We start from the raw sequence: 26,404 nt of genomic DNA, 5'->3' as shown, positions 1-26,404 counted from the left end.
GTCGGTAGTGGTTTTAGCCGTTTGATGTTCGGCGGCGTGGCAGCCGATGAATCCTGATGCCGGTAATAATTTCCTTTGAAGGAGGCGCCCCCGCCCCGAGGGATCGTTCAGCGAGGTGTGAAGAGCCGCCGTTGGCGTCCCGGGGCTGCCCCGTTGCCGGCCCCCGTTCTACATCCGCGCCAGGGAGGCCGCCCGGGTGCGGTGGCTGAAGAGCTTCATTAGGTTGTGGCACCCTGCCAGCAACTCCCACTCACGCGCTGCCTTCTCCATGCCGCGCAGGAGCACGTTTTTGCCCTGCCGGGTCTTGATCTGGCCGAAGACCGGTTCAACGATCGCTTTGCGCCGGGCATAAATTTTCTTGCCCTTCTTGGTTTTGAGTTTCCGTCCCATCCGTTCTGCCAGGCTCGCGTTGGCCGGGATCCTGCCCCGGGGCGACTCGGGAATCGGCGTACCGTGTTTCATGCGTCGGGTGGAGATGAAGAACTCGGTTGAATGAGCCGTTTCAACGTCTTTGACGTGCTCGAGGTTGGCTGCCGAGCAATACCCGGCGTCGGCACTCCACGTCGTGGGCATTGCACCTACAGAGACAGCCGTGTGTTCGATCATGGGGGCCAGCTGCTGCACATCCACGGCCACGTTGTTCAATCTGGTGGCAACAATTACCTGGTGGTCAGCATCCACGACGGCCTGGCCGTTGTAGCAGTAATGGTATGAACCATCCGCGGTTTTCATGATCCGCGCGTCCGGGTCCGTGAAGTTCCGTTGCGCCGTGGGCTTCGGCTCGGCCTTCGCAGCGGCAGTGTCGCCGGCAGCGGTGATGTCCTCGTCATCATCGCCGCGGGACCGGGCCTTCTCTTCCGCGAGCTGGCGGGCCTTGGCAGCGGCTTCTTCCTCCAGTGAGGCACGGGCCGTGGCCATCGCCGCGGCCCGGGCCCGCCTGTTCGCCAGCTCCGCGGGGAGTTCGTCCCCGCGAGTGCCCGGCCCGAAGCGGGCGTCCTCGGCCGCGTCGACGGTCTTCGCCTCTTCCATCAGGTCGCTGATCTCATCGGCCAGGACCTTCTGCTTCGCGCTCAACCGGGCATAGCTCATGGCCTTGTGCCGGGACGCGTTGGCCCGCACCTTCGTCCCGTCCAGGGCCACCCTGCCCAGGGAGACCATACCCGCGGCCCGGCACAGTTCCAGGGCCTGGAGGAACACGTTCGCCAGGGCCGCGAGGTGGCGTTCGCGGAAACGGGCGATCGAGCGGAAATCAGGGGCCTGCTGCGCGGCCAGCCACCGGAACGCGACCACATCCGTACATGCCCGCTCCAACTCCCGCGAGGAGCGGACCCCGACACAATATCCGTACAGGACGATGCGCAGCATCAGGCGCGGATCATACGGCGGCTGGCCCTTGGCCTTCGCATAGGACTTGTAGAAGCGGGCCAGGTCCAGCTCCGTGTCCACCATTTCGGCAATGAACCGGGCCAGATGGTTTTGCGGCAGCCACTCATCCAGTGACGGCGGGACCAGCATCACCGCCTCGGGTTCAAACCCCCGGAACCGCTTCCTGGCCCCGCCGTTGGCATCCATCGGCTCATCAACGGCCGGAGGCACGAGGGGCCCCACGAGCGACTCGGCGAACAAACCATCCTGGGAACCGGCATCCATACCCCAATTCTCCCAGCCCCACATCCGGCAGCCCGGCTAATCCGCCGGCGTTTTAAATAATTCGCCGGCGTTTTAAAACTAGGACGGACTACTGACCCACGCACCTAGTGGGCATTTGCGTTAGTTCGTCGGGGGTTTGGATCCAGGCGGGTGGGTCGGTGGGGTGCCTTCGTCCGCAGCTGGTGCCGTCGCGACGACCGGGGTGCCGCAGCGGGGGCCCGGTCCGAAACCGGTGCCGTCGCGGGCGGACGGCCCGGGATCTGGCAGTGGCGATCTGGTAGTGGCGCTTCCCTTTTGGGAGGGTGTTGCCGCCCTGGACCAAATACTTTCAAGGCGCCCCCTGCCGGGAGAACTGAAATCCTGTCCTGTCCGCAGGGAGCAGATGGAAATTACCATGCTGCTGCTGCCGTGCGCCAGCCACATCAGACGGGTGCAGCGGGTGCTGGACTTCGCCGACGGACTCTCCGGGTCGCCCGGCAAATCGCTCAGCCGCGCTCACCTGCACACGCTCGGGTTGCCCGCACCGGAACTCCAGCAGGAGGTCCGCACGATCAGGACCGCATTGGTTACATGGACTTCTACCGGAAGGTATTGCCGGGTAATTGGGGGGTGCGGCTGAACCGGGCATCTGCCCCATCCCGGCAAGGAACCTCCGGAGCAGGCGCCGGCTACGTCCGCACGGGCAGAGTCGTCGGTCTGAAGGCCGGCCGCGTCGCTTCGAACGCGGTGATGTCCCGTGATGTCCGCTTCGTGGCGCAGCGTCAGCCCGATATCATCCAGGCCCTCCAGCAACCGCCAGCAAACACGAAGAGGGACCGCAGCATAACCCCCGACGAACCAACGAAAATACCCACTTGGAATGGCGTGATCCCTGCGGAGGCAGCGAATAGCTGCTGCCTTTAGCCTGCCTGCGCCAGCACCAGCGGTAGCACCGCGCCGGCACCGGCCTGGCGCAGTGCCCGGCCCGCCACGGTGAGCGTCCAGCGGCTGTCCACCAGGTCATCGATGAGCAGGACAGGCTGACCGGCAAATGGTTCCAGCGCCTGTGCAAGCTCCGCGCCCACGCCGAACTGGTCCCAGACACCGGCCAAACGGTAGGCACTGTTTCCGCCGCGTTGTCCGGTGGGGCCGCCGTGCAGCAAACTCAACTCCCCCAGCAGCGGAAGATGCCCCACAGAGGAAATCCCCTCCGCCAGGGACCGCACCACGCGTGGCTTCGTGCGGGACGGAACCGCGACTATTGCCGCCGGCCTGCCCTCACCGCTCCAGCCGGACTGGCCCCAGTCCCGGAGGACCCCGACGCAGGCCTGCAGCAGGGCCGGATCGACTTCCGCATCCTCGGCCCCCGCGGCAAAGAGCGTGCGCAGCGCCCCGCCCCAGCCCAGGTCCGTCAGCCGCGAGAGGGCCCGCCCGGTTCCGTTCAACTCCTCCGGCTTGAGTTTCCCCTTGACCGGGACGCCGAGTCGGTCCATTCCGCTGGGCCACTGCAAGCGTGGCTCGACTATCACGCCGGCACGGCGGAGGGTCTCGCCCGCTTTTGACGCCGCAGAGCTGTCCACCGCGTCCGAAAACCACCGGTCCGTGCAGTTGTCGCAGCGCCCGCACGGCGCAGCGGTGTCATCATCGAGCGCAGCGGCGAGGTACTCCATCCGGCAACCGGCAGTCTGCTCGTAAACGACCATCGAATCCTGCTCGTTCACGCGCGCAGCGGCAATCCGCTGGTAACGCTCCCCGTCGTATACCCAGGCCTGCCCCGTGGACTGCCAGCCGCCTGCCGCGCGCTCCACGGCGCCGTCGACGGCCAGCACCTTCAGCAGCAGCTCCAGGGGAGTCCGGCGCAGATCCACCCGGGCTTCCAAGGCCACCGTGGAGACGGGCCGACCGGCCTCCGCGAGCGCTTCGAGCACCGCGGCAGCCTTCTGCTCCGAGGGCATCGATGCCGTCGCAAAGTACTGCCAGATGTCCTTGTCCTCCGTGCCCGGAAGCAAGAGGACATCCGCGTTGGCGGACCCGCGCCCGGCGCGCCCAACCTGCTGGTAGTAGGCCACGGGCGAGGAAGGAGCACCCAAATGGAGCACGAAACCCAGATCCGGCTTGTCGAAGCCCATCCCCAGCGCGCTGGTCGCCACCAGGGCCTTCACAAGGTTTTCCTTGAGCTTTTGTTCGGCCGATTCACGGTCCATCGGATCCGTCCGCCCGGTGTAGGGAAGAACCTCATGCCCCGCCTCCGCAAGCATCCTGGCGGTATCCTCGGCGGCGGAGACGGTGAGCGTATAGATGATGCCGCTGCCCGGCAGTTCGTCCAGATGTGTGAGCAGCCAGCCGAGCCGGTCGCGTGAATCCGGCAACCGGAGAACCCCCAGCCGCAGCGATTCGCGGGCCAGTCCGCCGCGGATGGTGAAGACGTCCGTTCCCAGCTGTTCCTCGATATCCGCGACGACGCGCGAGTTGGCTGTCGCCGTGGTGGCGAGTACGGGCACGTCTTCCGGCAGCCTGGCGATCAGGTCCGCGATCCGCCGGTAATCGGGCCGGAAATCATGCCCCCAGTCGGAAATGCAGTGCGCCTCATCAATCACCAGCAGACCGGTCCGGCGGACCAGCTCCGGCAGCTGGTTCTCGCGGAACGAAGGGTTTGTAAGCCGCTCCGGCGACACCAGCAGCACATCCACCTCGTCCGCCGCAAGCGCTTCGCGCACCAGATCCCACTCGGTCGCATTGGCAGAGTTAATGGCCATGGCGCGAACCCCGGCCCGCTCGGCAGCCGCCACCTGGTCCCGCATCAGCGCCAGCAGAGGAGACACGATGAGCGTCGGACCGGCGCCGCGGGCCCGCAGCAGCAACGACGCGACGAAGTAGACTGCCGACTTTCCCCAGCCGGTGCGCTGGACTACCAATGCCCGCCGGCCAGCGTCGACCAGCGCCTCAATGGCTTCAAACTGCCCGTCGTGGAATTGGGCGCCCGGAGAACCAACAAGTTTGCAGAGGACGGCCAGGGCCTGTTCGCGGGTGGACCGGCCGGAATCGTGTGTCTGGGGTCGAAGGCTTTGCTGCATCATCCCCTCAGTATTCCAGCCTGCCCTGACACGATGCCCTTGCCTGCCGGACGGTGTGGATAAGTCTGCTCAGCGCTCCACCCCGGCAAGCGCTCCGCACTTTGCAGGTCCGCTCGCGTTACGCTAGGCACGTGACTAGCGTAGAAAACACCCGAATCGACCTTTCCAGCTCCTTCAAGGCCTACGACGTGCGCGGGATTGTCGGCGAAACTATCACGGCGGATATCGTCGAGGCGGTCGGCGCCGCCTTCGTGGATGTTCTGGAACTCGGCGGGCAGACGGTGCTGGTGGGCGGCGATATGCGCCCCTCCTCCCCCGAGTTCTGCGCCGCGTTCGCCCGGGGCGCCACAACCCGCGGCGCCGACGTGAAGCTGCTGAACCTGATCTCCACGGATGAGCTGTACTTCGCCTGCGGTTCGCTCCAGGCCGCCGGTGCAATGTTCACGGCCAGCCACAATCCCGCTGAATACAACGGAATCAAAATGGCCAAAGCGGGCGCCATCCCGGTTTCCTCCGAAACCGGGCTGGTGGAGATCCAGCATCTGAGTGAAAAATATCTTGCCGAGGGCATCCCAGGCGCCGGTTCCACCGGCAGCATCAGCGAGCAGGATGTTCTCCGGGAATACGCGGAATATCTGCGGAGCCTCGTTGATTTGAGCGGATCCCGGCCGCTGAAGATCGTCGTCGACGCCGGTAACGGAATGGCCGGCATGACCACCCCAGCCGTGCTCGGTAGCCAGTTGCTCCCCGCGCTGCCGTTTGAAATCGTCCCGCTGTACTTCGAGCTGGACGGGTCCTTCCCCAATCACCCGGCCAACCCGCTGGAGCCGGCCAACCTGCGCGACCTGCAGGCCGCCGTCGTCGCCCACGGCGCGAACATTGGTCTGGCGTTCGACGGCGACGCCGACCGCTGCTTTGTGATCGACGAAAAGGGCACCCCCGTTTCGCCGTCCGCCGTGACTGCACTGGTGGCCCGCCGCGAGATCGCCCGCGCCAAGGCCGGGTCCGCCACCCGCGCTCCCGAACTGACACCGGTCATCATTCACAACCTGATCACCTCCCGCGCCGTTCCGGAACTCGTCACGGCCGACGGTGGCCGTCCGGTCCGCACCAGGGTGGGGCACTCCTTCATCAAGGCCGTCATGGCGCAGGAAGCCGCGGTTTTTGGCGGCGAGCACTCCGCGCACTATTACTTCCGCGACTTCTTTAACGCCGACACCGGCATGCTGGCCGCCATGCACGTGCTGGCCGCCCTCGGCGAGCAGGACGGTCCGCTCTCCGAGCTCGGACGCGAATATGAACCTTACGTCTCCTCCGGGGAAATCAACTCCAGACTGGCCGACATTCCCGCCGCGGTGGCCCGCGTCCGCGCCGCCTATGAGCGCGACGGCGTGACACTGGACGAGCTGGACGGGCTGACCTTCACGGCGGACAACGGAGAGTGGTGGTTTAATCTGCGGGCCTCCAACACCGAACCGTACCTGCGGCTCAATGCCGAGGCCATCGATGCTGCGACCATGATCTCCACGCGCGACGACGTTCTGGCCTTGGTGCGCCAGTAATGACCGCGGAAGATGCTGACGGCGTACAGGGGGCAACCCTTATGGCGGGGCTCGACCAAGCGCTGCCCGACCAAACTGCACCCGACCAAACGCCGCCCGACGACGCCGACAGGGACGACCTGAACAAACTGCTGGGGACCGCTCTCGGCATCGCCCAAGAGCAGCTTGAGGCACACGGCGCGTTCCTGCCGGTTGCGCTGGCCGTGGGCGACGACGACGGGATCCGCATGCTGACCGTCTCCCCTGCCGGCGCGGAGAGCGGGCCGCACGCCGACGGTCCGGAAGCCGCCAGTCCCGAAGCCGACGGCGGGTTGGCTGCCGACGCGATGATCGCGGACCTGTATGAGGTGCTGCGCCAGCAGAAGGACGTGCACCGGGCCGCCGCCGTCGTCTGTGATATCCATCTGCCGGACGAGGGTACCGATGCAATCCATGTGGTGACCGAGCACCGCAGCGGCGTCTGCGTTGCCGCGGTACAGGCCTACACGCGGACACCCGGATGGAACTTCAGCGAGCCGGTCTGGGAAGCGGAAGAGCCGCAGATCTGGATCTAGCACTTCTCCCCTTTAATCGATGACGCAGTCGGCGCCCATGTTGTTCAAAAACATGGGCGCCGACTGCATCATCCATAACAAGGTCGTTATCAGCCACGGGGTCCGGGGCCGGGACAGGCCCCGTCAACTGGCGGGGTCAGGCGGTAGCGAGCCAGAGATCGGGGCCGAAGACCTCGTAGTGGATGCGCTCGGCGGGGATGCCCGTGGCCAGTGCCTGCGAGCGGATGCTCTTCATGAACGGCAATGGTCCGCACAGGTAAACGGAGGCATCCTGCGGAATATCCAGTCCCTCCAGGGTCATGAACCCCTTGTTGTATCCTTCCTCCGGACGCTCGAGCCAGAGCTGTAGCTCCGCCGAGTCCAGCTTCTCCACATCCGCGCTCATCTGCTTCTGCAGTGCCCAGTTCTCCAGCCCCTGGTCCGCGTGCAGCACCAGCACATCGCGGTCGGAGCCGCTGTCCACCAGCGAACGCAGAATTGACGCCGTGGGCGTGCAGCCGATTCCGGCCGAAGCCAGCACCAGCGGGTGGTCGCCGGCGCCGAGGGTGACGTCGCCGTAGGGGTTGGAAAGCTCCAGCACGTCCCCGACCTTGACGGTGTTGTGCAGCACCGGCGACACTTCACCGTCCACGTCGATCTTGGTGGTGAAAACGCGCCGCGCCGCGTGCGTATCGGAGTGCAGGGAGTACTGCCGGACCTGGTGGATACCGTCGGGCATGGGCACCTTGATGGTGATGAACTGGCCCGGCCGGGAGGGGCTGACGGGTGTATCGTCGGCCGGCTCGAAGGTGAACGTCATGGAGCCGATGCCGGCGACCTCCTTGCTGACCAGAACCCACGGGCAAAAGGGCTTGTCATTGGCGGCCTGAGCGTACAGCCCCTTTTCGATCTTGATCAGCGCGTGCGCCATCAGCCAGTAGACCTCGCTCCACGCTCCGGCGATCTCGTCGGTGATCACGTCGGACAGTTCCTCGGCGATGGCCTCAAAGAGGTACTTGTAAACGATCGGGTACTGCTCCTCCACGATGCCCAGGGACGCATGTTTGTGGGCGATGCGGGAGAGGACGGTCTCCGGGACGGAATCCGGATGGGCCACCAGATGCGAGGCGAAAGCGACGATGCTGCCCGCGAGCGCCTGCTGCTGTATGCCGCTGGCCTGGTTGGAGCGGCTGAACAGACCGTCGAGGAGTTCCGGATGAGCCGCAAACATCCTGGCGTAAAAGTTTGGAGTGATCCTGGGCAGACGTTCCGCTACCAGCGGCATGGTGGCTTCTACGATGGGACGGGCCTGATCCGAAAGCATTGGTTTCTCCTTGGTACTGGTGATTACCGACAAGACCAAACTAGCATTGGAAATGCTACATTTCGGACGTTTTCTACGATTCGTAGAAAAAAGTTTTGCCGATCGCAGAGATACCCCGGAATTGAGGGTCAGGAACGAAACACTGTGTCCAAGGCCACAAAGACGCGGTCGCTTTGGCGGTTCTCCGCGAGGGACGCGATGACGACGTCGTCGAGCTCGGCATAGAAGGCCTCCCGGGCGCGCGCAAGGGCACCGCGGAGTCCGCAGCCGTCGCTCAGCGGACAGTCCCCGCTCGCGGTGTGGCAATCAGCCACGTCGGGCCGGACATCCAGCCTCCGCAGCAGCCAGCCCACGGTCGCGCTCCGGCCGCGGCTGCTGATGACGGCGCCCCCACCTCGTCCACGGGTGACGTCCACCAGACCCAGTTCGCGAAGCCGGATCACCGCCTTGCTGACGTGGTTGTAGGGGATGCCGACACTGTCGGCAATCTGCTGTGAGGTCAGCAGGGCACTTCCCTTCACGGCGCTACCCTGCGGGGAGGTGACCTGCGGGGAGGTGCACTCAGGGGCCGCCAACAGCATGACGACGCGCAGGCACAAATCCGAAAAAGCGTTTATTCGCACCCATCAACAGTATCCGGAACAGAAAAACCGACCCGCCGAATCCAATCGGCGGGTCGGTTTCACCACGGGAATGTCAGCCCAGTCGGGACTTCAGGCCTTCCAGCTCCGCAGCCAACTCGTCCGGGAGGGAATCGCCGAACCGGCTGTACCACTGCTGGATGCTCTCGGCCTCGGTGGCCCACTCCGCCGGGTCTACCCGGACGGCCGCGGCCACATCTTCGGCGCTCAGATCCAGACCGCTCACATCCAGGGAACCAGGGGCGGGGACAAAGCCGATGGGGGTTTCCACCGCTTCGGCCGTCCCTTCGAGGCGTTCGATGGCCCATTTCAGCACTCGGGCATTGTCCCCGAAGCCTGGCCATGCGAAGGAACCGTCTGCCTTCCGCCGGAACCAGTTGACCAGGAAAATCTGCGGCAGCTTGTCCTGGTTTCCCGTCTTGCTCAGTTCCAGCCAGTGCTTGAGGTAGTCGCCGGCGTCGTAGCCAATGAACGGCAGCATGGCCATCGGATCCCGCCGCACCACGCCCACCTGGCCGGCGGCGGCCGCCGTCGTTTCCGAGGACAACGTAGAACCCATAAAAATGCCATTAGTCCAGTCGCGGGCCTGCGTGACGAGCGGAATGGTGGTCTTGCGTCGGCCGCCGAACAGAATTGCGGAGATCGGCACCCCGTTGGGCTCATCGTATTCCGGTGCCAGCATGTCGACCTGATGGATCGGCGTACAGAAACGCGAGTTCGGATGCGCGGCGGTAGTGCCGGAATCCGGAGTCCAGGAATCCCCGCGCCAGTCGGTCAGGTGCGCCGGAGTCTCCTCGGTCATGCCCTCCCACCAGACGCCGCCGTCGTCCGTGAGTGCAACGTTCGTGAAGATGGAATTGCCCTTGGCAATGGCCCGCATCGCATTGGGGTTGGTGCTCCAACCCGTGCCCGGTGCGACGCCGAAGAGTCCATCCTCGGGATTAACCGCGCGCAGCTGGCCGGCCTTACCAAAGCGCAGCCAGGTGATGTCATCCCCCAGCGTCTCCACCTTCCAGCCCTTGATGGTGGGATCCAGCAGCGCCAGGTTCGTCTTGCCGCATGCGGATGGGAAAGCCGCCGTGATGTAGTAGGTCTTTTGCTCCGGGGAAGTCAGCTTAAGGATCAGCATGTGCTCGGCCAGCCAACCTTCGTCGCGGGCCATCACGGAGGCGATCCGCAGGGCATAGCACTTTTTACCCAGCAGGGCATTTCCGCCGTAACCGGAGCCATAAGACCAGATGGCGCGCTCTTCCGGGAAGTGCACAATCCACTTCTCCTCATTGCATGGCCAGGCGACATCCGGCTGGCCATCGAGCAGTGGTGCTCCCACGGTGTGCAGCGCCGGTACGAAGAAAGCGTCCAGTTCCTCCAGTTTACGGAGCACGGGAGTTCCGATGCGCGCCATGATCCGCATCGAGGCCACTACATAGGCGCTGTCCGTAATCTCCACGCCGAACTTGGGGTCATCGGCTTCCAAGTGCCCCATTACGAACGGAATGACGTACATCGTCCGCCCGTGCATCGAGCCGGCGAAGAGGCCGCGCAGCTTCTCCTTCATCTGCTCCGGTTCCATCCAATTGTTGGTGAAACCGGCGTCGTGCTCGTTTTTGGAACAAATGTAGGTCTGTTCTTCAACCCGGGCCACGTCTTTGGGGTCGGAGAAGCCGGCAAACGAATTCGGGAACTTCTCCGGATTCAGCCGGACAAGGGTGCCCGCCTCGACCATTTCATCCGTGAGGCGTACGTATTCTCCCGCCGAGCCGTCCACCCAATGGATTTTATCCGGCTGGGTGAGCGCGGCAACCTCTGCCACCCAATCAAGCAGGCGCTGATTCGTAGTCGGAGCCTGATCGACAGACTGCTGCAGTGGCGTAACGCTCATGACTTTTCCCTTCATCGGGGTCGGCGGTGTGTGATAAATGCTAGGGGCTCGACCACGGCTATTCCCGGGACCGGAGGTAGGATCTCCTTTCCCCGACGTGAGAAAATATCCCTACATTCCGGGGATTTCTCCTCGGAACGGAAATTATTTGTGTGAGACGAATCACGTAGACCGGTCTAGTAAGAGGAAACACGACGTCGCCGGTTTGTGACTGGGCCGTGTTCACGCTAAAGTTGCATACGGCTTGAGGGCCGGTTTGAAGAATGCGTGCGTAGCTCAACGGATAGAGCATCTGACTACGGATCAGAAGGTTGGGGGTTCGAATCCCTTCGCGCGCACCAAAAAAAGAGTCCCTGACCCGCGGAAACGCTGGTCAGGGGCTCTTTTTAATGGGCCCAAAAGCTGCCAACGTCCACCGCAGCCGTCAGACCGCGACAACCTCGGCAATTCGGTGCCGGATCCCGTCAAAGTGACGGTTCAGCAGTTCCGAGGACAGTGTCTTGTCCTTCAGCGCCACGGCATTGTAAATACTCCGGTGCACGGCAGCTATGGCGGTGAGATCGCCCGTCTCAGCGCCGATTTCAACATGGATCTTCCGGTATACCTTCCAGAAAACGTCCATCAGGCTGGTGAGCAGGTCATTGGCCAGCGGCTCAAAAAGCAGCGAGTGGAATTGCGCATCGGCTTCGGTGAAGCTCTCCCCCCGCGCCGCGAGCTGCTCCATCCGTGCTACGGCTGCTTCGATGCGGGCAAGCTGCTCCGCGGTCATCACGTCAATGGAGCTTCCGATCAGCCCGGATTCCAGGGCCTGGCGGACATCCACAAGCTGCAGTGCCTCGAGTCCCTCGTGCCGCAACGAGAGCCGGCCACGGAAAGTCAGACCGTCTGCCAGCGCCTCGAAGTTGCTGGGCGCGACAAACATGCCAAAGCCATGGCGGATTTCCAGCACGCCCAGGGCCTGCAGCACCTTCAGTGACTCTCGCAGCGTATTGCGGCCTACGCCCAGCGCCAAGGAGAGTTCACTTTCGGTCGGCAGCGGATCGCCGGCCTCCAGCTCCCGGTCCAAAATAAGCTCCATTATGTCCGCCTGCAGGGCGCGCAAGCGTGTCTGCGCGCTGAATCGTGCCTGCGGTACGACTGCCGATGTCGCCAATCTGACTCCTTAGGAAATGGTGCGAAGATAGATGACCGCCGCTGGCGCCACGAATCAAGTGATCTGCAACATATGATATCGGATGTCCGATGTCGGGATGAAACGGGCCCTCAGGGAGCAGCCCGAAGAGCAGGGACAATGCGGTGCCCGGGCACCTGGGCACGCACCGTAATAAACTTGTGACCTGCCATCCGCTTGACCTGAGGCTGTGACCTCTCTTACAGTTTTACTATAAGCATCGGACGTCCTACGTCCGATATCTAACTTTCGAAACGGTGAGCCCATATGAGTAGCACTTTTGAGAACCTGCCTTTGGTAAAGGATGCGTCGCGTCGCAACTTCCTAAAGCTGGCAGGCGTCCTCGGCACCGCAACAGCGTTCGCCGGCACGCTGGCCGCGTGTGGCAGCTCGTCGACAACGACGACGTCCGCGGCCGCCAATACCCCGGCGGTTAACAAGGACCTGACGATCGAGGCCGGCATCTCGTACTCACTGTCCACCGGATTCGACCCAATGTCCTCCTCGGGAGCGACTCCGCTGGCTGCAAACCTGCACATCTTCGAGGGCCTCGTTGAGCTCCACCCCGCCACCCGGGAACCGTATAACGCACTGGCCGCCGCAGACCCGAAGAAGATTGACGACACCACCTACCAGGTGACGCTGCGCGATGGCGCGCTGTTCCATGACGGCACGCCCGTCACCACCGAAGACGTTGTGTACTCCTTCACCCGGGTCCTGGACCCGGCCAACAAGGCCCTCTTCGCGCAGTTCATTCCCTTCATCCAGTCCGTCACGGCAGTCGATGCCAAGACCGTTGAGTTCAAGCTGTCCAGTCCGTTCGCCGGCTTTGGCCCGCGCATCTCCGTGGTGAAGGTGGTCCCGAAGGCGCTCGCTTCCGCAGACCAGAAGGCCTTCGACGCCAAGCCCATCGGCACCGGGCCCTACAAGTTCGTCTCCGCCGCCAAGGACGACAAGATCGTCTTTGAGCGCAACGACGCCTACAACGGTCCGAAGCCGGCGCTGGCCAAGGGCATGACCTGGTTCCTGCTCTCCGATGCATCCGCCCGTGTGACCGCCGTCCAGTCCGGCCGGGTGCAGGCCATCGAAGACGTCCCGTATCTGGACGTCGACGGCCTGAAGTCCAAGGTCCAGGTCGAGTCCGTGCAGTCCTTCGGGCTGCTGTTCCTGATGTTCAACTGCTCCAAGGCTCCGTACAACAAGAAGGAAGTCCGCCAGGCGCTGCATTACGCGTTGGACAAGGACGCCATCATCAAGACGGCGCTGCTGGGGAACGCAACGGCGGCCACATCCTACTTCCAGCCCACGCACCCCGATTACCAGAAGGCCGCCACGGTCTACGGCTTCGATGCGGACAAGGCAAAGAAGATGCTCTCCGATGCCGGGGTCAGCAATCTGTCCCTGACGCTCACCACCACGGACACCGCCTGGGTCAAGGACGTCAGCCCGCTGATCAAGAAGAACTGGGATGCCATCGGCGTCAGCACAACCCTGGAAGCGCTGGCCTCCTCGGCCGTGTATGCACCCGACAAGGTTGGCGGTCTGAAGTACGACGTCGTCGCCGCCCCCGGCGACCCGTCCGTCTTCGGCAATGACGCGGATATCCTGCTGAGCTGGTTCTACCGGGGCGATGTCTGGGCCAAGAACCGCTTCGGCTGGGCCGACCAGCCCGCATACGCCACGGTTCAGACCAAGATGAACCAGGCCACGCAGGCCACCGGGGACGCCGCCAAGAAGCTGTACAAGGAAATCATCGACATCGTTGCCGACGAAGCCCCGCTCTACCCGATCTTCCACCGCAAGCTCCCCACCGCCTGGGACAGCAAGAAGCTCTCGGGCTTCGCGCCGCTCCCGACCACGGGCCTGAGCTTTATCGGCGTCGGCCGGACGGCTTAGCTTCCACCTGCAGAGCACAGACCAGAGGGGCTGTGGCCCCCGGGCTATGGCCCCTCTGGTCTCAGAACGTCTCAATCCACGACGCAGCACCCACTGCGGATAAACCAATAAAAACCGGAGAAACAAATTGGTAATGTTATTGCGACTGCTGGGACGCCGGCTCGCAGCACTTCCGCTGATGATCCTGGGTGTCACCCTGCTGGTCTTCGTGGTGCTGCAGTTTGCCCCAGGCGACCGCGCCGTGGCAGCCCTCGGCGAAGGTGCAACTCCTGAAGCCCTGCAGCAGTACCGGGTGGAAAACGGCCTCAACGATCCGATGTTCCTGCAGTACTTCAGGTATCTGGGAAATCTGATCACCGGAGACTTCGGCAAGACCCTGCCTCCGCAGAAAAACATCACGGAGGTCATCACCCAGGCCTTCCCGCTCACGCTCCAGCTGACCTTCCTCGGCGTGCTCATTGCGATCGTGCTGGCGCTGGCCTTCGGCGTACTGGCCGCGCTCTACCGTGATACCTGGGTGGACCAGCTCATCCGCGTATTCTCCATCGCCGCGATCGCCACCCCCTCGTTCTGGCTCGGCATCCTGCTGATCCAATGGTTCGCCCTCGGCACCAACTCGATATTCCCCTCCGGCGGCCTGGCCGACCCGGCCGAAGGTTTCAGCGGCTGGATCCGCTCCATGGCGCTCCCCGCCCTCGCCCTTGGCGTCCCTGTGTCGGCATCACTGATCCGCGTGGTCCGCACCTCGATGGTGGAAGAGCTGGACCGTGACTACGTCCGGACCGCCATCGGAAACGGCGTCCCGTACCGCGAAGTCGTCTCCAAGAATGTCCTCCGCAACGCGCTCGTCACCCCGATAACCGTGCTGGGTCTGCGCGTCGGGTACCTGCTGGGCGGCGCCGTCGTTATTGAAATGATCTTCTCCCTGCCCGGCATGGGCCAGCAGATCCTTAACGGCATCACCAACAAGGACACCAATCTGGTGCAGGGCGTCGTGCTCGTCATTTCGGTGACCTTCGTGCTGGTGAACATTCTTGTCGACCTGCTCTACCTGCTCATCAACCCCCGAATCAGGACGGTCTAAGCCATGCGCAGCAAACTTGCCGAACGGTTGAGCGCTCCCGGGCTGCGGTTCAAGGCTCTGGCCCTCTCCTCCAAAATTGCCCTGCTCTTCCTGATCTTCATCATCCTGATGGCCATTTTTGCCCCGGCCATTGCCCCGCAGGATCCCCTCGCCACCGGCATTCCAGCCCAAGCGCCCAGCGCGGACAACTGGTTCGGCACCGACAGGCTGGGCCGCGACGTCTTCTCGCGCCTGCTCTACGGCGCCCAGTCTTCGCTGGAGATCGGCCTCGGCTCGGTGATCCTGGCCATCATCCTGGGCGCCACGCTGGGCTCTCTGGCGGCCACGACGTCCAAGGCCATCAGCGAACTCATCATGCGCATCATGGACGTGCTGATGGCATTCCCCGGCATCGCGCTGGCCGCCGTCCTGCTGGCGTCCTTCGGCAACTCGGTTCCGGTCATCATTGTCGCGATCGCCATCATTTACACCCCGCAGATTGCCCGCGTGGTCCGTGCCAACGTGCTGGCGCAGTACGGCGAAGACTATGTCCGCGCCGAGCGTGTGATTGGCGCGGGGCGCACCTACATTCTGCTCAAGCACATTGTGCGCAACACGGCCGCCCCCGTCCTGGTGTTCGCCACGGTGATGGTGGCCGACGCGATCATCCTCGAGGCCTCACTTTCATTCATCGGTGCCGGCATCCAGGACCCCGCGCCCTCGTGGGGCAACGTGATCTCCTATGGCCGCAACCTGGTCCTCTCCGGGGGGTGGTGGGCCACCACCTTTGCCGGTTTGACCATCCTGCTGACCGTGCTGGCGCTGAACGTGCTGGCCGAGGGTCTGACCGATGCAATGGTTAATCCAAGGCTGCGCAAGGCGCCGAAGGTGAACGACGACGACGGCTCGGCCGCCGCCGTTGCGCGCAAGGGTCTGGACACCGAGGTCGCCACCTCACCCGCCCAGCCGTCCGTCGTCGAAGGTCATGAACTGGACCGGTTCGAGCTGCGCGGGCCCGGTGCGGAAATCGTCACGGATTCCGAGCTGGCGGACGTGCTCAGCAACCCGGAGGTGGCGAAGGCCGATCCCTTTGCCCTGCTCGATCACGAGCTCACACTGTTGCGCGGCATCGAAGAGCAGCGCACGGACCGTCTCCCCCAGGTCGGTCAGACCACACGCGCTGTGCTCGAGGTCAAGAACCTGTCCATCCGCTTCCCGGCGCGATTCGGCGAAACCGCGATCGTAGACAATGTCAGCTTCACCGTCCGCGAAGGCGAAACGATGGGCCTGGTCGGAGAATCCGGCTGCGGTAAATCCATCACCTCCCTGGCAGTCATGGGCCTGCTGCCCAAGACGGCCAGGATCACCGGATCCATCACGTTCGATGGCAAAGAGCTGCTGGATTCAGCTGCGGGGAAGAGCGATGCGAAAGCCTACGAAGGACTCCGCGGCGAGCAGATCGCAATGGTCTACCAGGACGCGCTGAGCTCCCTGAACCCTTCCATGCTGATCAAGGATCAGATGAACCAGCTGACCAAGCGGAACGGCCGCAAGACTCCCAGGGAACTGCTGGAGCTGGTCAAGCTGGATCCGGAGCGCACGCTCAAGAGCTACCCGCACGAGCTCTCCGGCGGCCAGCGCCAGCGCGTGCTCATTGCCATGGCGCTCTCGCGCTCACCGCGCATTGTGGTCGCGGATGAACCGACGACGGCGCTGGACGTCACCGTGCAGAAGCAGGTGGTGGATCTGCTCAACGAGCTGCGTGAACAGCTCGGCTTCGCGATGGTCTTCGTCAGCCACGACCTGGCCCTCGTGGCGTCGCTGGCACACCGGGTCACCGTGATGTACGCCGGTCAGGTGGTTGAGTCCGCGCAGGCGTCCGAGCTGCTGCAGAATCCGATGCATGAGTACACCCGCGGTCTGTTGGGTGCGGTGCTCTCAATCGAGGCCGATGCGGTGCGTCTGCACCAGATCCCGGGCACCGTGCCGTCCCCGCGCGATTTCTCCACCGGGGACCGCTTTGCTGGCCGGTCGCTGCGCCCGGATGCCGATCCTGCCCAGCAGCTGGCCTTCGTGAAGGTGGAGACCAACGGCGTTGATTCAGACCATTTTTGGGCCAGCCACCGGAAAGAAGACGCACCGGCGCTAGCCGGGGCGAGGACCGCCAGGAAGGGCGCAAAATGAGCACGGTATCGATGAGCAGCAAGACCGCGCAGGACACCGCACCGGTCATTGAGCTGAAGGACCTGCATGTTCACCACCGGACCCGTTCAGGCGGACTGTTCAAGCCCAACTACGTCAAGGCCGTCAACGGTGTGAACTTCACCGTCAGCCGCGGCGAAACCGTGGGCATCGTGGGTGAGTCGGGTTGTGGAAAGTCCACGCTGGCAAGCGTCCTCGTTGGCCTGCAGACCCCCACCTCCGGCGAAGTTTTGTTCCACGGCCAGCCGGCCATCAAACGCAACGCGCGGATGCGGAAGGAATTCGGCCGGTCCGTCTCGGTGGTTTTCCAGGATCCGTCGACGGCGTTGAATCCGCGGATGACCATCCAGGACATCCTGACCGATCCGCTGGTGATCCACGGGATCGGCAACGCCGCGTCCCGAGCCGCGAAGGTCCGGGAGCTGCTGTCCCTGGTGGGTCTGCCGCAGTCGGCGGCGGAGGTCACGCCGTCCCAGGTGTCCGGCGGCCAGCGCCAGCGTGTGGCCATCGCCCGCGCCCTGGCCTTGGGACCGGACCTGATCGTGGCGGATGAGCCGACGTCGGCCCTGGATGTTTCGGTCCGGGCTCAGGTACTGAACCTGCTGTCCGATCTGAAGAAGGAACTGAATCTGGGCATGGTGTTCATCAGCCACGACATCCAGACCGTGCGCTACGTTTCCGACCGGATCTGCGTTATGTACTTCGGCCAGATCGTTGAAGAAGGCCCCGCCGGACAGGTCTTCGGGAACCCCCGCGACGACTACACGAAGAAGCTGCTCGGCGCAGCGCCGTCGCTGCTGCACATCTAGCCGTGCCCCACCGTTTTTCAGCTATTACCATCAACTAATTTGGAGAATATTGTGACCCGCGTCGCTACCCGTTTCCAGGGCGTCATCCCGCCCGTCGTCACCCCGCGCACCCTTGAGGGCGCGATCGACGTTCCCTCGCTGGAGAACGTCGTCAAGCACCTGCTCGACGGCGGTGTGGATGGACTGTTCGTGCTCGGCTCCTCCGGCGAAGTCAGCCATATGACCAACAGCGAGCGCGATACCGTGCTGACGACCATTGCCGGCGTCAATGCCGGCCAAGTCCCGCTGGTGGTCGGCGCCTGTGAGCAGACCACGAACCGCGTGATTGAGGAGGCCAAGCGGGTCGTCGCGCTCGGCGCCGATGCGCTCGTGATCACCTCGCAGTACTACGCGGTCAGCAACGCGCAGGAAAACGCCACGCACTTCCGCAGCATCCACGCCGCCGTTGACACTCCGATTTTCGCGTATGACGTTCCAGTGCGCACACACTTCAAGCTGCCCACCGATCTGCTGGTCCAGCTGGGCGCCGAGGGTGTCATTGCCGGCGTCAAGGACTCCTCCGGCGACGATGTCTCGTTCCGTCAGCTGCTGCTGGCCGCCAAGGACATCCCCAACTTCGACATCTTCACCGGTCATGAGGTCGTCGTCGACGGCGCTCTGCTGGGTGGGGCACAGGGCGTCGTCCCGGGCCTGGGAAACGTGGATCCCCGTGGATACAAGAACCTGTACGAGGCCGCCGTCGCCGGCGACTGGACCAAGGCGGCCGCCGAGCAGAACCGTCTGGCCGATGTTTTCGAAATTGTCTACACGCCCAGGCCCGGACGGCTGTCCGGGAACGCCGCCGGCTTGGGTGCTTTCAAGACGGCACTGGTGCTGATGGGTGTCATTAAAACCAATGTCATGAGTGCGCCGATGCTGGCGCTGGATGACGCTGAGACCGCTGCGGTCAAGGTTATTCTGGAGCGCACCGGTCTGATCTGATCTGATCTGATCTTGTCCGATCTGATGTGATCTTGTCGGCGCCGAAGGCGGCTTTCAGACAGCTTCCTCCGCACGGCCCACGGCTCCTTGTTTTTTTGAGAAGGTTTTTCATGCGGTACGCAATTGGTGTGGATTTGGGTGGGACGAAGACGGCTGCCGGAGTTGTTGATGCTGCCGGAAAGGTCCTGTTCCAGAAGCAGATGCCGACGCTGAACCGGGACGGCGGGGAGGCGATTCTGGACGCCACCGCCGCCCTGGTGTCAGGTCTTCGGAACGAGGCCGCCGCCGTCGGCCTCGAAATTTCCGCCGTCGGAATGGGCTCCGCCGGCGTCATCGACGCGGATCGCGGAGCCGTCATCTCCGCGACAGACGCCATTCTGGGCTGGGCGGGCACACGGATAGCCGACGGGCTCAGCGCCCGCCTCGGCCTGCCTGGGGGTGCCGTGAAAGTCATCAACGACGTCCATGCGCACGCCATCGGAGAAGACTGGCTCGGCGCCGGGGCCGGTTCGTCCAGCACTCTGATGATGGCCTTCGGCACCGGGGTCGGCGGTTCATTTGTCGTGGCCGGCCGTCCGCTACTGGGGCACCGCTTTGTTGGTGGACATGTAGGCCACTTCGCCTCCAGTTATGCCGTGGCCGCGGACGGCAGCCCGTTGGACTGCTCCTGTGGGCACCGCGGGCACGTCGAGGCCATTGCTTCCGGTCCGGCCCTGCATGCCCTTTATCTGCGCAACGGCGGGGATTCCCGCGCAGTCGACACCCGGCAGGTCTTTGCCCGCGCCAGCGCCGGGGATCCGGTGGCACTAGCGTCAGTTCAAACGTCGGCGCGTGCAGCGGGCCAGGCCGTCGGCGGGCTGGGCAATGTACTGGACCCCGAGGTGGTGGTGGTCTCCGGCGGATTGGCCGACGCTGGGGCTCTCTGGTGGGACGAAATGACCGCCGCGGCGGCCGAGGAGCTGATGCCTCCGCTGGCCGGGCTGCGGATTGTCCGCGCTACGCTGGGCAACACCGCGGCCATCGTGGGCGCAGCGACCCTGGTTTTGTAAGCCAAAAAATCACCACGGCATTCGTTTCAGCACAGCATTCATTGAACACAGCATTCGTAACGCCGTGCCATCACTACGAGGAGTTAAAGTGACCCTGAAACTGACCGACCTGGACGCGCTCAAGGGACAGCTGATTGTCTCAGCCCAGGCCTATCCCGGCGAGCCGATGCGCGATCCGCGGACCACCGGCCAGGTTGCGGCCTCCGCCGTGATCGGCGGTGCCGCGGCCGTTCGCGTGCAAGGCATTGCGGACATCCAGTTCACCCGCGCCGCCGTCGAGGTTCCCGTGATCGGGCTGTGGAAGGACGGCCACAGCGGCGTTTTCATCACACCCACCCTCCAGCATGCGCTGGCCTGCGCGAACGCTGGTGCGCACATCGTGGCCATCGACGGCACCCGCCGCCCCCGACCGGACGGTCTGGATCTGGCCGCGACCATCGCGGGCATCCACACCGGATCCAATGCGCTGGTCATGGCCGATTGCGGATCGCTGGCCGACGCCGAGGCGGCCGTGGCAGCCGGCGCGGATCTGATCGGCACCACGTTGGCAGGCTATTCGGGTGAGCGCGAAAAGACACAGGGGCCGGACCTGGACCTGCTGGCGGAAATCGTCGCTGCGGACTTGGGCCTGCCGCTGATCGCCGAAGGCCGTATCCATACCCCGGCGCAGGCCCGCCAGGCACTGGACGCGGGCGCGTTCGCCGTCGTCGTCGGCACCGCCATCACGCACCCGGCCTCCATCACGGGCTGGTTTAAGGACGCCCTGGACGCCTGATCCGTGGGCCTGGCATCGATTGCACGGCAGGTGCTCGCATCGCATCTGCGCTTGCGTGGGTAATGCCCTGGCCGCGCCTTGGCCGCGCCTTGGCCGTGCACCAAATGCCCAGCCGACGTAGGCTCGGACCATGAGCGAGCCACGAACGGTTGATGTTGTCATTATCGGTGCCGGCGCGGCGGGCGAAAACGCAGCGGAACGCGTGGTGCAGGGCGGCCTCACCGCGGTGCTGATCGAGGCTGAACTGGTCGGCGGGGAGTGCTCCTACTGGGCGTGCATGCCGTCGAAGGCGCTGCTGCGACCCGGGACTGCACTGCTGGCCGCCCAGTCCGTGGCCGGTTCGCGGGAGGCTGCGACGCAGACGCTGGACGCCGCCGCCGTCCTCAAGCGGCGTGACGAGTTCACCTCGCACTGGCAGGACGACAGCCAGGTCGACTGGGTAAAAGGCGCCGGCATTGAGCTGATCCGCGGACACGCGTGGCTCACCGGCGCGCGGACCGTTGAAGTTGCCGGGAACGACGGCGGCAGGCACCTTTTGCGCGCCCGGCACGCGGTCGTGCTGGCCACCGGGTCCGTACCGACCGCTCCCCCGCTGCCCGGGCTGGACGACATCGACTATTGGGGCACCCGCCAGGCCACCTCCGCGCAGAATATCCCGGGTCGGCTGACCGTCTTCGGCGGGGGCGTGTCGGGCACGGAACTGGCCCAGGCCTTTGCCCGGCTCGGTTCCAGCGTGACTCTGGTGGCCCGCGGGAATCTGCTGGCCATGTACCCGGCGGAGGCCCGGGAGCTGGTCAAGGCCGGGCTCCGGGCGGACGGCGTGGATCTGCGTCTACACACCTCCGCGGACAGCGTCCGGCGCAATGCCGACGGCCAGGTGGAACTGATCCTGTCCGACGGCGGCGGGACCGTCACCTCCGATGAGCTGCTGGTTTCCACCGGCCGGCACCCGGCGCTGGAGGGCCTGGGCCTGGAGAGCATCGGACTGGAACCGAAAAAACTCGATACCGACACGACCGGAAGGGTAGCCGACAACGACTGGCTCTACGCCGTCGGGGATGCGGCCGGCAAGGTGCTGCTGACTCATCAGGGAAAATACGAGGCCCGTGCCACTGGAGCCGCCATCGTGGCCCGGGCGGCCGGGAAACTCAGCGGCGACCCGGCGCCGTGGAGCCGCTACGCGCAGACCGCCGACGACCATGCCGTGCCGAACGTCATCTTCACCGACCCGGAAATTGCCTCGGTGGGCCTAAGCGTGGAGCAGGCGCGCGACGCCGGAAAGAATGTTTCCGAGGTCTCGCTGCCGATCGCCGTGGCAGGGTCATCGCTCTACGCGGACGATTACCAGGGCTGGGCGCAACTGGTGATCGATGACGACAGCAGGACCATACTCGGTGCGACGTTTGCCGGCCCCGACGTCGCCGAGCTGCTGCACTCGGCCACCATCGCCGTCGTCGGGCAGGTTCCGCTGGAACGCTTGTGGCACGCCGTGCCCTCCTACCCGACGGTCAGCGAGGTCTGGCTGCGGCTGCTGGAGAAATGCGGGCTCTAACCCATCGAGCCGACCACTCCGTCCGGACGCCGGGCTCATGAATGCGCTGACCCTCTAGTTGAACTGACCAGTCAGTACTGATATGGTTTATCCGTTCATAAACCCATCGGAAGGTCATGCTGTGCTGTCGGCTTCGGAGCTCCACGTTGCGGGGCGCCATCAGGACCTCTTGCCGGCCACCAGTCTGGAAGCGCCGCGCGGCGCCGTGCTGCTGGTCCAGGGTGACGGCCGCCAGAGGCGAACCGCGCTGGCCCTGACCCTGACCGGGCGGATGAAGCCGACCTCCGGGACGGTGCACTGGGGACGCGAGGCAGACATCACCCATCTGCGCCGGCACAGTGCATTAATCGACGCCCCCGGGGTCAACGAGCCCGAGCAGCATCTGAGTGTGAAGGATCTCGCGGCCGAGGATCTGGCCCTGATCCCGCGCAAATTCCGTGACCGTACCCGCCCCAAGGCCTGGCTGGTCAAGCACGGGCACTCGGAGATCGCCGGCAAATGGACGGACGAGCTCGCGCCGGAGCCGCGGCTGCGGTTACTGACGGATCTGGCGCTGGCAAACCCGGATGTCGACGTGCTGGTGGTGGATTCACCCGACCGGCACAGCGATGACGCGCAGGACTGGCTGCCTTTCCTGCAGCGGCTGGCTGCCGGCACCGGCAGGCACGACGGCGGGCACCGCCTAACGGTGATCGCCGTCGTCGCAAACTTCCCGCTGGACTGGGACGGCGCGACTGCGCAGGTGGGAGATATCCCCGCCGTCCCCGCGCCGGCTCCCGAAGCAGCCCCCACCGAACCGGCCGTTGAGCCGGCTCCTGAACCGGCTACCGAAGAAATTTCCGCACAGGTTCCACAGGCCCAGCCAGCCGCGGCGAAACCCGCTCACAACGACGAATCGCAGGAAACCCTATGACCGTCCTCCGCCTTGCTCTCTCGGAGCTCAAGCGCATGACCGGCGGTCTGCTGCCCAAGCTGACCATTCTGGCCCTGATCATGGTCCCGCTGCTGTACGGCGCCGTCTACCTCTACGCCAATTGGGATCCCTACGGCAACCTTGACCAGCTGAAGGCCGCCGTCGTCGTCGAGGACCAGGGGGCCACCACGAAGGATGGCCGGCAGCTCCATGTGGGCGACCAGGTGGCCCGGACGCTGACGGTCGGGAAAAAGTTTGACTGGGTGAAGGTCGCCTCGGCCGAGCAGGCGGACGACGGCGTGGCGTCCGGCGAGTACGCCTTTGCCCTGAAAATCCCCAGCGACTTCTCCGCCAGCCTCGCTTCGCCGGAGAACTTTGACTCCGCCCGCCAGGCCATCCTGAGCGTCACCACCAATGACGCCAACAATTACCTGCTCACGTCCATCGTGGACAAGGTGACCACGCAGGTCCACGAATCTCTGGCCAAGGAGGTGGGACAGACGACGGCGGACGCGCTGCTCACCGGGTACGGCACCATTCACACGCAGATAGTGAAGCGGCCGACGGCGCCGGCCAGCTCGCGTCGGGAGCGGCAAGTTTTCGGGACGGTGCGGCACAACTGCACACCGGGACGGGGGCGCTCAGCACCGGCGCGGACACGCTGCTGAACGGCCAGACCCAATTGGTGGCTGGAGCGAATCAGCTCAATAACGGAGCCGCCCAGCTGAGCAACGGCCTGGGCCAGCTGCAGTCCCAAACCGCCTCGCTGCCCGCGGACAGCCAGACCCTCTCCTCCGGGGCAGCCCAGGTCGCGGCGGGAAACGCGGCGCTGAACACCAAGGTGCAAAGCGCCGTCGGCTCTCTGAATCAGCTGGACTCCGCCGCACAGGGCCTCCTCAACGACAAGGCGAAGCCGGCCCTCGATCCGCTGGTGCAGAATGGGACCATGTCCGCCGCGCAGGAGCAAAAGGTCCTCGACCAGCTGCAGGCGCTGCCGGCAAGCCCGGCCCTGACGGATGCCCGGACCAAACTCCACATCGACGCCGCGGACGTGCAGAAGCTTGCGGACGGCTCGCAGGCCGTTTCCGGTGGGGCCGCGAAATTGGCCGCGGCTGCTCCGACTCTCACCGCCGCCATCTCCGAGGCCAACGGCGGAGCGCGGCAGCTGGCCTCCGGCACGGCGACCCTGGCCGCCAACCAGCAGACCGCGTTCGATGGCGCCAACCAGCTCGCGGCGGGAGCGAAAACGCTCGACGAGGGCGCGGCAGGGCTTGACGACGGCGCGAAGAAGCTGTCCGACGGGGCCACGACGCTCGCGGATTCTCTGGCACAGGGAGCCGGCCGGGTACCCAATCCCAACGATGCCCAGAAGGCCAACGCCGCCAACGTCATCTCGGACCCGATCGCGGTGAACTCGCTCTCGCAGGCGCAGGCGGCCAATTACGGTTCCGGGCTGGCTCCGTTCTTCCTGGTCCTGGCACTGTGGATTGGGGCGTTTATGCTGGTGCAGGCGATGCGGCCGATCACCCAGCGCGCTCTTGCCTCCAACGCACCCTCGTGGAAGATAGCGGTGGGCGGTTGGCTGCCGTTCTTCGTCGTCTCCACCCTGCAGGCCGTTGCGATGTATCTTGTGGTCTATTTCGGGCTGGGCCTCGACCCCACGCACCCGCTCCTGACCCTGGGCCTGCTGCTGCTGGCCTCGATGGCCTTCACCGCCATCATCCAGGGTGTGGTGGCGCTCTTGGGCAGCGTCGGTAAATTTGTGGTCCTGGTCCTGCTGGTGCTCCAACTGGTGAGCTCGGGCGGCACCTTCCCCTGGCAAACAACCCCGGGACCGTTGCACGTGGTGCATCAGATCATGCCGATGGGGCACGTGGTCGAAGGCATGCGGCACCTTATTTACGGCGCCGATCTGGCACCCCTGGGCGCGATCGTTCTCGGCCTGATCGGCTACACGCTGTTTGGTCTGCTGCTCTCGGTCATCGCCGTGCGGAAACATAAGTTCTGGACATTGAAGACCCTGCAGCCGGAGATCGCGGTATGAGGGCCGTCCCAGCCCGCGCCGCGGAAACCCGGCGGCCGGGACGGACCAATGCCACGAGGCAAAAGCTCTTTGATGCGTCCATGCTGCTGATCGGCGAACGTGGACCGGCCAATGTCACCGTGGATGAGATCGCCGCGGCGGCGGGTGTGTCCAAGGGGACGGTCTATTACAACTTCGGCAGCAAATCGGAGATGATCGGGCAACTGCTCGAACACGGCGTCGGGATGCTTGAATCCCGCCTCGTTGTTCGGAACTTGGGCGGAAAGCACGGCCCAGCTGGGGCTGGGGCTGCGGCCGGGGCTAATGATGCCGTGGATGACTTGCAGGAAATGCTCGGGGCCATACTGGATTTCTTCGCCGAATATCCCTCATTCGCGCAGTTGCTGGTCGGCGAGATGTGGCGCACGCCGGGCGAATGGCATGAGACGCTGACGCTGCTGCGCGAGCGGCTGGTCAGCGTCCTCGGCACCGCCGTGGAGCGGGTGTCCCGGGAGCATGCCGTCGATACCGGCATTCCCCCGGCAAGCGTCGCTGGCGCAATATTCGGCGCGACGTTCGTCGTCGGGCTGGACCGCTTGGTTTTCCATCCGGAACGTTCCCGCGAACAGGCCCTGGCTACGGTCATGACCGTCATCCGCGGCTACCTCCGTTAGCTCGGACAGACTGATCCGGCATTCAGGGACGCAGTGGAGTCAGACCGCCCGGGGGACGGCGAAACTGACAGCCTGGGCGTCCTGGCCGTCCAGTTCGGCCCAGGATCCAGCATGCTCAAAGACCGCCAAGGCGCTTGTGGGATAGCTCATGGCCAGATTAGTGTAGGCGTCCTCGGCCGAATCCCTGGAGGCCAGCCGCAGCCCAAGGTCCTGCAGACCCGGCAGGTGGCTGATGACCAGCAGCGTCCGCACCGTTTCCGGCAGATGATTGATCACCGTCAGCATCTCGGCAGCCGAAGCCGCATAAAGCCGGTCCTCAAGTTTTGGGGTCGGAGCCTTCTCCCCGAGCTGCTGGCAGACCCAGGTACAGCTTTGCCGGGCCCGGAGGGCGCTGGAACAGAGGATGAAATCCGGAATGACGCCATTGTCAACCAGCCATTTGCCCGCCACCACGGCATCCGCATGCCCGCGCTGCGCCAGCGGCCGGTCGTGGTCGGCGACACCCAGCGGATACGCGGCTTTCGAATGTCGCATCAAAACCAGCCGCTTCACGTGGTGATCACTCATGCACTGAGTCTAGTGACAGGTTTCGCTGGTGGCAGGTTTCGGACCCGCCGCAGTGCCAGTTCGTCGGCGGGCGGCACCATCAGA

General features: G+C 64.7%; 20 protein-coding genes, 1 tRNA gene and 2 pseudogenes. 15 read left to right on the top strand and 8 right to left on the bottom strand.

The genetic code is table 11. From position 1 onward, the window contains the following. Window positions 1–168: 168 nt before the first annotated feature. A complete protein-coding gene (locus tag ACLLJI_RS02185; protein WP_434621093.1) occupies window positions 169–1,572 on the bottom strand; it encodes an IS1182 family transposase in 1,404 nt (467 codons plus the stop codon). 460 nt (window positions 1,573–2,032) lie between these two features. Between ACLLJI_RS02185 and ACLLJI_RS02180 the strand changes: the two genes are divergently transcribed. Continuing rightward, window positions 2,033–2,269 carry a hypothetical protein gene (locus ACLLJI_RS02180; RefSeq protein WP_434617407.1) on the top strand — a complete coding sequence of 79 codons (237 nt, stop codon included), beginning with the start codon at window positions 2,033–2,035 and terminating at the stop codon, window positions 2,267–2,269. 49 nt (window positions 2,270–2,318) lie between these two features. On the opposite strand, the pseudogene ACLLJI_RS02175 reads toward ACLLJI_RS02180, so the two are convergent. Together ACLLJI_RS02175 and ACLLJI_RS02170 are read right to left on the bottom strand one after the other, a co-directional pair. Then, a pseudogene (locus tag ACLLJI_RS02175) lies at window positions 2,319–2,448 on the bottom strand (3-isopropylmalate dehydratase small subunit); the annotation flags it as partial. A 101-nt stretch (window positions 2,449–2,549) separates the two neighbouring features. Beyond that, the gene (locus ACLLJI_RS02170; RefSeq protein ID WP_434621090.1) at window positions 2,550–4,703 is read right to left on the bottom strand and encodes a RecQ family ATP-dependent DNA helicase; all 2,154 of its coding nucleotides are present in this window, start codon (window positions 4,701–4,703) and stop codon (window positions 2,550–2,552) included. 131 nt (window positions 4,704–4,834) lie between these two features. Between ACLLJI_RS02170 and ACLLJI_RS02165 the strand changes: the two genes are divergently transcribed. Both ACLLJI_RS02165 and ACLLJI_RS02160 read left to right on the top strand, forming a co-directional pair. Next, window positions 4,835–6,265 carry a phosphomannomutase/phosphoglucomutase gene (locus ACLLJI_RS02165; protein WP_434617404.1) on the top strand — a complete coding sequence of 477 codons (1,431 nt, stop codon included), beginning with the start codon at window positions 4,835–4,837 and terminating at the stop codon, window positions 6,263–6,265. Continuing rightward, window positions 6,265–6,819: a hypothetical protein gene (locus ACLLJI_RS02160; RefSeq protein WP_434617401.1), complete on the top strand. Its 555-nt coding sequence runs from the start codon at window positions 6,265–6,267 to the stop codon at window positions 6,817–6,819. Before ACLLJI_RS02165 ends, ACLLJI_RS02160 begins: the two co-directional genes overlap by 1 nt. 136 nt (window positions 6,820–6,955) lie before the next feature. On the opposite strand, the gene ACLLJI_RS02155 is transcribed toward ACLLJI_RS02160, so the two are convergent. From ACLLJI_RS02155 to ACLLJI_RS02145, 3 genes are all read right to left on the bottom strand, one after another. Further along, window positions 6,956–8,122, bottom strand: a complete 1,167-nt coding sequence (locus ACLLJI_RS02155; RefSeq protein WP_434617398.1) for a globin domain-containing protein — start codon at window positions 8,120–8,122, stop codon at window positions 6,956–6,958. 128 nt (window positions 8,123–8,250) lie between these two features. Continuing rightward, window positions 8,251–8,745, bottom strand: coding sequence for an RrF2 family transcriptional regulator (locus tag ACLLJI_RS02150; RefSeq protein WP_434617395.1), 495 nt, complete (start codon window positions 8,743–8,745; stop codon window positions 8,251–8,253). A 73-nt stretch (window positions 8,746–8,818) separates the two neighbouring features. Then, window positions 8,819–10,645, bottom strand: a complete 1,827-nt coding sequence (locus tag ACLLJI_RS02145) for a phosphoenolpyruvate carboxykinase (GTP) (RefSeq protein ID WP_434617392.1) — start codon at window positions 10,643–10,645, stop codon at window positions 8,819–8,821. Between the two features lie 265 nt (window positions 10,646–10,910). Here ACLLJI_RS02145 and ACLLJI_RS02140 point away from each other — a divergent pair. After that, a tRNA-Arg gene (locus ACLLJI_RS02140) sits at window positions 10,911–10,986 on the top strand. An 83-nt stretch (window positions 10,987–11,069) separates the two neighbouring features. On the opposite strand, the gene ACLLJI_RS02135 is transcribed toward ACLLJI_RS02140, so the two are convergent. Further along, window positions 11,070–11,798: a FadR/GntR family transcriptional regulator gene (locus ACLLJI_RS02135; RefSeq protein WP_434617389.1), complete on the bottom strand. Its 729-nt coding sequence runs from the start codon at window positions 11,796–11,798 to the stop codon at window positions 11,070–11,072. 285 nt (window positions 11,799–12,083) lie between these two features. Here ACLLJI_RS02135 and ACLLJI_RS02130 point away from each other — a divergent pair, with 285 nt between their 5' ends. From ACLLJI_RS02130 to ACLLJI_RS02080, 11 genes and pseudogenes are all read left to right on the top strand, one after another. Further along, entirely contained in the window at window positions 12,084–13,712 is a 1,629-nt protein-coding gene (locus tag ACLLJI_RS02130; RefSeq protein WP_434617386.1) for an ABC transporter substrate-binding protein, read from the top strand. Window positions 13,713–13,839: 127 nt separating this feature from the next. Continuing rightward, the gene (locus ACLLJI_RS02125; protein ID WP_434617383.1) at window positions 13,840–14,796 is read left to right on the top strand and encodes an ABC transporter permease; all 957 of its coding nucleotides are present in this window, start codon (window positions 13,840–13,842) and stop codon (window positions 14,794–14,796) included. Between the two features lie 3 nt (window positions 14,797–14,799). After that, on the top strand, window positions 14,800–16,959 hold the full coding sequence (locus tag ACLLJI_RS02120; RefSeq protein WP_434617380.1) for a dipeptide/oligopeptide/nickel ABC transporter permease/ATP-binding protein: 2,160 nt from the start codon (window positions 14,800–14,802) through the stop codon (window positions 16,957–16,959). An 11-nt stretch (window positions 16,960–16,970) separates the two neighbouring features. Beyond that, a complete protein-coding gene (locus tag ACLLJI_RS02115; protein WP_434621087.1) occupies window positions 16,971–17,786 on the top strand; it encodes an ABC transporter ATP-binding protein in 816 nt (271 codons plus the stop codon). A 51-nt stretch (window positions 17,787–17,837) separates the two neighbouring features. Beyond that, window positions 17,838–18,767, top strand: coding sequence for a dihydrodipicolinate synthase family protein (locus ACLLJI_RS02110; protein WP_434617377.1), 930 nt, complete (start codon window positions 17,838–17,840; stop codon window positions 18,765–18,767). A gap of 110 nt (window positions 18,768–18,877) precedes the next feature. After that, window positions 18,878–19,816, top strand: a complete 939-nt coding sequence (locus ACLLJI_RS02105; protein WP_434617374.1) for an ROK family protein — start codon at window positions 18,878–18,880, stop codon at window positions 19,814–19,816. Window positions 19,817–19,904: 88 nt separating this feature from the next. After that, window positions 19,905–20,591 (top strand): N-acetylmannosamine-6-phosphate 2-epimerase, encoded by a 687-nt coding sequence (locus ACLLJI_RS02100; protein ID WP_434617371.1) that lies wholly within the window; start codon window positions 19,905–19,907, stop codon window positions 20,589–20,591. Between the two features lie 130 nt (window positions 20,592–20,721). Next, complete coding sequence (locus ACLLJI_RS02095; protein WP_434617368.1) at window positions 20,722–22,143, top strand: dihydrolipoyl dehydrogenase family protein; 1,422 nt, start codon at window positions 20,722–20,724, stop codon at window positions 22,141–22,143. Between the two features lie 169 nt (window positions 22,144–22,312). Beyond that, window positions 22,313–23,056, top strand: a complete 744-nt coding sequence (locus ACLLJI_RS02090) for an ABC transporter ATP-binding protein (RefSeq protein ID WP_434617365.1) — start codon at window positions 22,313–22,315, stop codon at window positions 23,054–23,056. Then, window positions 23,053–25,100: pseudogene (locus ACLLJI_RS02085) on the top strand (YhgE/Pip family protein). The gene ACLLJI_RS02090 and the pseudogene ACLLJI_RS02085 overlap by 4 nt, the downstream one beginning before the upstream one ends. Continuing rightward, complete coding sequence (locus ACLLJI_RS02080) at window positions 25,097–25,753, top strand: TetR/AcrR family transcriptional regulator (RefSeq protein WP_434617362.1); 657 nt, start codon at window positions 25,097–25,099, stop codon at window positions 25,751–25,753. The pseudogene ACLLJI_RS02085 and the gene ACLLJI_RS02080 overlap by 4 nt, the downstream one beginning before the upstream one ends. A gap of 39 nt (window positions 25,754–25,792) precedes the next feature. Here ACLLJI_RS02080 and ACLLJI_RS02075 read toward each other — a convergent pair whose 3' ends face one another. Then, a complete protein-coding gene (locus ACLLJI_RS02075) occupies window positions 25,793–26,320 on the bottom strand; it encodes a SixA phosphatase family protein (protein ID WP_283558676.1) in 528 nt (175 codons plus the stop codon). Window positions 26,321–26,404 lie beyond the last annotated feature (84 nt).

Origin of the sequence: Arthrobacter sp. A5 (assembly GCF_051131705.1) — a bacterium.
In the GTDB taxonomy this organism is placed as follows: Bacteria; Actinomycetota; Actinomycetes; order Actinomycetales; family Micrococcaceae; genus Arthrobacter_M.
This window is presented reverse-complemented; position numbering and strand designations above follow the sequence as displayed.